8 protein-coding genes and 1 pseudogene are annotated in these 6,707 nt (G+C 41.6%); all 9 read left to right on the forward strand.

Annotated features, from left to right (window positions below; translation table 11 throughout):
• Nucleotides 1-566: DNA-directed RNA polymerase subunit delta (rpoE, locus tag ACLNCN_RS02480; protein WP_424844549.1), on the forward strand; the 566-nt coding region annotated here is incomplete at its 5' end.
• Between the two features lie 236 nt (nucleotides 567-802).
• Nucleotides 803-2,410, forward strand: coding sequence for a CTP synthase (locus ACLNCN_RS02485; protein WP_150922838.1), 1,608 nt, complete (start codon nucleotides 803-805; stop codon nucleotides 2,408-2,410).
• 119 nt (nucleotides 2,411-2,529) lie between these two features.
• Nucleotides 2,530-3,606, forward strand: coding sequence for an N-acetylmuramoyl-L-alanine amidase family protein (locus ACLNCN_RS02490; RefSeq protein WP_424844550.1), 1,077 nt, complete (start codon nucleotides 2,530-2,532; stop codon nucleotides 3,604-3,606).
• 249 nt (nucleotides 3,607-3,855) lie between these two features.
• On the forward strand, nucleotides 3,856-4,155 hold the full coding sequence (locus ACLNCN_RS02495; RefSeq protein ID WP_031233155.1) for a DUF4651 domain-containing protein: 300 nt from the start codon (nucleotides 3,856-3,858) through the stop codon (nucleotides 4,153-4,155).
• Complete coding sequence (locus ACLNCN_RS02500; protein WP_000615781.1) at nucleotides 4,152-4,469, forward strand: thioredoxin family protein; 318 nt, start codon at nucleotides 4,152-4,154, stop codon at nucleotides 4,467-4,469. The genes ACLNCN_RS02495 and ACLNCN_RS02500 overlap by 4 nt, the downstream gene beginning before the upstream one ends.
• 15 nt (nucleotides 4,470-4,484) lie before the next feature.
• On the forward strand, nucleotides 4,485-5,111 hold the full coding sequence (gene ytpR / locus ACLNCN_RS02505; protein ID WP_153199209.1) for a YtpR family tRNA-binding protein: 627 nt from the start codon (nucleotides 4,485-4,487) through the stop codon (nucleotides 5,109-5,111).
• Between the two features lie 41 nt (nucleotides 5,112-5,152).
• Entirely contained in the window at nucleotides 5,153-5,914 is a 762-nt protein-coding gene (locus tag ACLNCN_RS02510) for an SDR family NAD(P)-dependent oxidoreductase (RefSeq protein ID WP_049543844.1), read from the forward strand.
• Nucleotides 5,915-5,990: 76 nt separating this feature from the next.
• Nucleotides 5,991-6,386, forward strand: a complete 396-nt coding sequence (locus ACLNCN_RS02515) for a single-stranded DNA-binding protein (RefSeq protein WP_000282442.1) — start codon at nucleotides 5,991-5,993, stop codon at nucleotides 6,384-6,386.
• A gap of 87 nt (nucleotides 6,387-6,473) precedes the next feature.
• Nucleotides 6,474-6,707: pseudogene (locus ACLNCN_RS02520) on the forward strand (sugar ABC transporter substrate-binding protein); the annotation flags it as partial.

A 6,707-nucleotide genomic window follows, 5' to 3' on the forward strand; every position in this document is an offset into this window, starting at 1 on the left:
GGCAAGAAAAAAGTGAACTATCTATGATTGAGGTAGCGCGTGCTATCTTGGAACTTCGTGGTCGCGATCATGAGATGCATTTTAGCGATCTTGTAAACGAAATTCAAAACTACCTTGGAACATCAAACAGCGATATCCGCGAAGCTTTGCCTTTGTTCTACACAGAGTTGAACTTTGACGGTAGCTTCATCTCACTTGGAGACAATAAATGGGGGCTTCGTTCATGGTATGGTGTGGACGAAATCGACGAAGAAATCATCGCTCTTGAAGAAAATGACGACGATGAAGTAGCACCAAAAGCTAAGAAAAAACGTGTCAATGCCTTCATGGATGGCGATTCAGATGCTATTGACTACAATGCTGATGATCCAGAAGATGAAGATGCATACGAAGCAGATCCAGCTCTTTCATATGATGATGAAAATCCAGATGATGAGAAAAATGAAGTGGAAGCTTACGATGCAGAAATCAACGAAATCGCCCCAGATGACTTGGGAGAAGACGTGGATCTCAACGAAGAAGATGATGAGTTTTCAGACGATGATTCTGAAAACATCGAGGAATAGAAATTAGCTATTGACAATTATCCTATTTTTAGGTATCATATTGTTCGGGCACCTCTTTTGGAGGTCGGGGCTCCCTAGTTCTTAGGGAGCTATTTTTGTTTTTTCAAGAAGTTATCTTCTTGTATTTTGGTTGTGAATCTGGTGCAGTCGTTCCAGATTATTCTTATTAGTAGGGTCTTGTTTTCTATGTCCCCTCGTAGTTAACAAGACCTTGAGCATTTTAGAAAGAGGAATCTATGTCAACGAAATATATTTTTGTAACTGGTGGTGTGGTATCGTCTATTGGGAAAGGGATTGTCGCAGCAAGTCTGGGCCGTCTCTTGAAAAATCGTGGTCTCAAAGTAACCATTCAAAAGTTTGATCCTTATATCAATATTGATCCGGGAACTATGAGTCCTTACCAGCACGGGGAAGTTTTTGTGACAGATGATGGAGCTGAGACAGATTTGGACTTGGGTCACTATGAACGTTTCATCGATATCAATCTCAACAAATATTCCAACGTGACAACTGGTAAAATCTACAGTGAAGTTCTTCGTAAGGAACGCCGTGGAGAATACCTTGGGGCAACTGTTCAAGTCATTCCTCATATCACAGATGCCTTGAAAGAAAAAATCAAGCGTGCCGCTCTAACGACTGATTCTGATGTCATTATTACAGAGGTTGGTGGAACTGTTGGAGATATCGAGTCCTTGCCATTCTTAGAGGCCCTTCGTCAGATGAAGGCAGATGTAGGTGCGGACAATGTCATGTACATCCATACAACCCTCCTTCCTTACCTCAAGGCAGCTGGTGAAATGAAAACCAAACCAACTCAACACTCTGTAAAAGAATTGCGTGGATTGGGAATCCAACCAAATATGTTAGTTATTCGTACAGAAGAGCCAGCTGGCCAAGGAATTAAAAACAAACTGGCCCAGTTCTGTGATGTGGCACCAGAAGCCGTTATCGAATCGTTGGATGTTGAACACCTTTACCAAATTCCATTGAACTTGCAGGCGCAAGGCATGGACCAAATTGTCTGTGACCATTTGAAATTAGACGCACCAGTAGCAGATATGACAGAATGGTCAGCCATGGTGGACAAGGTCATGAACCTCAAGAAACAAGTTAAGATTTCCCTTGTTGGTAAGTATGTGGAGTTGCAAGATGCCTACATCTCTGTGGTTGAAGCCTTGAAACACTCTGGTTATGCCAACGACGCAGAAGTTAAGCTCAATTGGATCAATGCCAATGATGTGACAGCAGATAATGTGGCAGAGCTCTTGTCTGATGCGGACGGAATCATCGTACCAGGTGGTTTTGGCCAACGTGGTACTGAAGGGAAAATCCAAGCCATCCGCTATGCGCGTGAGAATGATGTTCCAATGTTGGGAGTCTGCTTGGGAATGCAGTTGACTTGTATCGAGTTTGCTCGTCACGTTTTAGGACTCGAAGGTGCTAATTCTGCAGAGCTTGCACCAGAAACAAAATACCCTATCATTGATATCATGCGTGATCAGATTGATGTTGAGGATATGGGGGGAACCCTTCGCTTGGGACTTTATCCATCTAAGTTGAAGCGTGGATCTAAGGCAGCGGCTGCTTATCACAATCAAGAAGTGGTGCAACGCCGTCACCGTCACCGCTATGAGTTTAACAATGCCTTCCGTGAGCAATTTGAGGCAGCAGGTTTTGTCTTCTCAGGAGTTTCTCCAGACAATCGTTTGGTCGAAATTGTGGAAATTCCTGAAAATAAATTCTTTGTAGCGTGTCAGTATCACCCTGAACTGTCAAGCCGTCCAAATCGTCCAGAAGAACTCTACACTGCCTTTGTGACTGCAGCAGTTGAGAACAGTAATTAGCAAGACCAAAACCTTTGAGAACAATCTCAGAGGTTTTTTGCTTGCATATTTAGGATATGAGTTGCAAAATAAAAACATAGTGATATAATTAACATAACAACGACTAAGGAGGAACTACAATGAAAAAAATCACATTATTTGGTTTGTCTCTAGCTGGTCTAGCTTTACTGGCTTTTCCTCATTCAGGGCAGGCATTTGAACTTAAAGAAGAATGGGTTGTTAAGTGTGGAGTACAGTATCAAGATGGCAAGATTCTTCGGTTTAATAATGGTCATGAAGTGGATATTAAAGTCTTGGATTTGCCAAAAACCGAGAAAATCGAGTGGACGGTCAGTCTCAATGGTCAAGATCAGACAGTCAATTTTCTAGGCCAAGAAAAGGACAAGTCTATGATTGGTGTCGAGGGACGTTACCTGAATTTCTATGTTCCATATGGCTATAGAGGAGATATCAAGGTAGAAGCCAAGAGCGGAAGCGAAGTGAAGACCTGGTCAACGAAAGTTGTGGATGATATTCATAATGATAGTGGAAAGAGAGGCTACTATCGTATTGAAGAATCAAATGATCAATACACTTACCTCGATGCTAAATGGGATTATCAAACCAAGACTTACACAGCTACCTTACCAGAGACTGTCAATGGTCAAAAAGTCTTTGCTTGGGTAAATTATGATAATGACGAGTTGAAACTAGAAAAACCAAAATCTATCAGTCATAAATATGATGATGGAGGATCTTTCAAAGAACTTTATCCGATTGTAAAAGCAGAAAGCTGGCTCAAATCAAACCAAAACTGGTACTATCAAAAACAAGGTCAATTAGTGCAGAAGGATTGGGTTTATGACAAGGGGACTTGGTACTTTATGAATGATAAAGGGATCATGTTCAATCAAACTTGGCTTTATCAAGGTAGTAACTGGTATGCCTTTAAATCATCAGGAGCCATGATTGCGAGTGATTGGCTTTACGACCAAGGCAAGTGGTACTATTTATCAACTTCAGGAGCCATGAAAGCAAGCACTTGGGTTTATGACAAGGGAGAATGGTATTATGTAAGTTCTTCTGGTGCCATGCTAGCGAATGATTGGGTCAAAGATAATGGCCAGTGGTATTATCTGGCTTCATCAGGTAAGATGCTTCGTAATACCTACACACCTGATGGTTACTACGTTGGCAACTCAGGTACCTGGCAATAAGAATAATACTCTTCGAAAATCTCTTCAAACCACGTCAGTTTCATCCACAACCTCAAAACGCTGTTTTGAGCTGACTTCGTCAGTTCTATCTACAACCTTAAAGCAGTGCTTTGAGCAACCTGCGGCTAGCTTCCTAGTTTGCTCTTTGATTTTCATTGAGTATAAGAAGTCCTTTTCCTTAAAGGAAGGGGCTTTTTACTTGCGTTTCTGCTGCTTCCTCATTTGTCCTAAAGTCTTTTTTGTGTTAAAATGAATGGTATGAAAGCTAAAAAAATGTTGATGGCAGGCTTGGCTCTGCTAGGTATTGGAAGCCTTGCCCTTGCTACGAAAAAAGTTGCAGATGACCATAAGCTCAGGAAGACTCAGGAAGAGTTAACAGCGATTGTGCGAGACCATTTTTCAGACATGGGGGAAATTGCGACCCTCTATGTTCAAGTCTATGAAAGCAGTCTAGAGAGCTTGGTTGGTGGCGTCATTTTTGAGGATGGCCGTCATTATACCTTTGTCTATGAAAATGAAGATCTAGTCTATGAGGAGGAAGTCTTATGATACAACCAGCAAGTTTAGAAGAATTGGCATCTTTGGTGGAAAAAGAGGGCAAGAAGGTCTTTCTTTTTGTGGCAGACTGGTGTGGCGATTGTCGTTATATCTATCCTGCCTTACCAGAAATTGAGGAGACCAATCCAGAGTTCACCTTTATTCGAGTGGATAGAGACCAGTATATGGATTTGGCCAAACTCTGGGATGTATATGGAATCCCTAGCCTTGTTGTTCTAGAAAAAGACAAGGAAATTGGTCGTTTTGTTAATCGCGACCGTAAAAGCAAGCAACAAATTAACGACTTTTTAGCAGGACTGAAATAGGAGAAAAAGGAAACAATGATTTTTACATATAATAAAGAATATGTCGGTGATGTCCTTATGGTCATCGTGAAAAATAGCGGAGATGCCAAACTGGATGTGGAGCGCAAAGGCAAGGTAGCCCGTGTTTTTCTAAAAGATAATGAGGAAACAGTGGCTTGGAATATTTTTGAAGTTTCAAGTTTATTTGAAATTGCAGAGCGCGGTCAAGTATTTTTGACAGATGAGCAAGTCGCTCGTTTGAACCAAGAATTACAAGCGGAAGGTTTTGCAGAAGAAATTGTCAATGACAAGGAACCTAAGTTTGTTGTTGGTGAAATTGTCGAGATGGTAGCTCATCCAGATAGTGACCACCTCAACATCTGCCAAGTTGCAGTCGCAAGTGACAAGACAGTGCAGATCGTTGCAGGGGCTCCTAATGCGCGTGTGGGGTTGAAAACCATTGTGGCTCTTCCTGGAGCTATGATGCCCAAAGGCAATCTTATTTTCCCAGGTGAGCTTCGTGGCGAAAAGAGTTTTGGCATGATGTGTAGCCCTCGTGAATTGCATTTGCCAAATGCTCCGCAAAAACGTGGTATTATTGAATTATCAGAAGACCAAGTTGCCGGAACTCCATTTGATGCAGCTAAACACTGGACTGCCTAAGAAGTTGTTAGTATCTGATAGACCAGCTAGAAGGAAATAAGATGGCAAAAAATGTTGTGATTACAGGAGCGACATCAGGAATTGGTGAAGCGATTGCGCGTGCTTATCTGGAGCAGGGTGAGAATGTCGTTCTAACTGGACGACGGATAGACAGACTAGAAACCCTCAAGTCGGAGTTTGCAGAAGTCTTTCCAAATCAAACAGTTTGGACCTTTCCACTAGATGTCACGGATATGACTATGGTAAAGACTGTCTGCTCTGATATTCTAGAAACGATAGGTCAGATTGATATTCTGGTCAACAATGCCGGACTGGCTCTAGGTTTAGCACCTTATCAGGACTATGAAGAGTTGGATATGTTGACCATGCTGGATACCAATGTCAAAGGTTTGATGGCAGTCACTCGCTGTTTCTTGCCAGTAATGGTAAAAGCCAATCAAGGACATATCATCAACATGGGGTCAACCGCAGGAATCTACGCCTATGCGGGTGCCGCTGTTTACTCAGCTACCAAGGCTGCGGTTAAGACCTTTTCAGATGGTCTGCGAATTGATATCATTGCAACGGATATCAAGGTGACAACCATTCAACCGGGGATTGTCGAAACAGATTTTTCGACGGTACGTTTTCACGGTGATAAAGAACGAGCTGCGTCCGTTTACCAAGGAATAGAAGCCTTGCAAGCTCAGGATATTGCAGACACAGTAGTCTATGTGACCAGTCAACCTCGTCGTGTTCAGATTACAGATATGACCATTATGGCCAATCAACAGGCGACAGGTTTCATGGTTCATAAAAAGTAAAAAATTTCCTCGAAAAGTTACAAATTTCTGTAACTTTTTTTGATTTCCTACGAATAGATAAGTAGGAGGAAAAAATATGTATAATAAAGTTATCTTGATTGGGCGTTTGACGTCTACACCAGAATTGCACAAAACCAACAATGACAAGTCAGTAGCGCGAGCAACTATCGCTGTGAACCGTCGTTACAAAGACCAAAATGGGGAGCGCGAAGCTGATTTTGTTAATATGGTCCTATGGGGGAGACTAGCAGAAACATTGGCAAGCTACGCAACTAAAGGTAGTCTTATCTCTGTGGATGGAGAACTTCGTACCCGTCGCTTTGAGAAAAATGGTCAAATGAATTATGTGACCGAAGTACTTGTTACTGGATTCCAACTATTGGAAAGTCGTGCCCAACGTGCCATGCGTGAAAATAATGCAGGACAAGATTTGGCGGATTTGGTTTTGGAAGAGGAAGAATTGCCATTTTAAACATTGAAAAGTCTGAGTTAGTCTCAGGCTTTTTTATACTGTCTAAATGTGTTACAATGAACTAGTTGAAACTTTTTGGAGGTTGGAATGAGTAGAGAATATACAAGAACAATCGTCAAAATTATATTTTGTACAGTAGTCGTATTTGTTTTTGCGATTTATACTCATGTGAGTCAGACAGATCCTATTCCGGGACAAATAAAAGTTGGAGCGACTTATATGACGATGAATAGTGAATTTTATAGACATTTACATAATGAGATTCAACGCTATTCTGATTCAGAAGGTCAGATATTGTATACTCGGGATGCAGAGATGAGT

It is taken from the genome of Streptococcus sp. CL8.13 (assembly GCF_049737895.1).

Excerpts from the sequence above, each read along its gene's own strand:
- ACLNCN_RS02485 (WP_150922838.1), top strand. The coding sequence starts at position 803 with ATGTCAACGAAATATATTTTTGTAACTGGTGGTGTGGTATCGTCTATT.
- ACLNCN_RS02490 (WP_424844550.1), top strand. The coding sequence starts at position 2,530 with ATGAAAAAAATCACATTATTTGGTTTGTCTCTAGCTGGTCTAGCTTTA.
- ACLNCN_RS02495 (WP_031233155.1), top strand. The coding sequence starts at position 3,856 with ATGAATGGTATGAAAGCTAAAAAAATGTTGATGGCAGGCTTGGCTCTG.
- ACLNCN_RS02500 (WP_000615781.1), top strand. The coding sequence starts at position 4,152 with ATGATACAACCAGCAAGTTTAGAAGAATTGGCATCTTTGGTGGAAAAA.
- ytpR (WP_153199209.1), top strand. The coding sequence starts at position 4,485 with ATGATTTTTACATATAATAAAGAATATGTCGGTGATGTCCTTATGGTC.
- ACLNCN_RS02510 (WP_049543844.1), top strand. The coding sequence starts at position 5,153 with ATGGCAAAAAATGTTGTGATTACAGGAGCGACATCAGGAATTGGTGAA.
- ACLNCN_RS02515 (WP_000282442.1), top strand. The coding sequence starts at position 5,991 with ATGTATAATAAAGTTATCTTGATTGGGCGTTTGACGTCTACACCAGAA.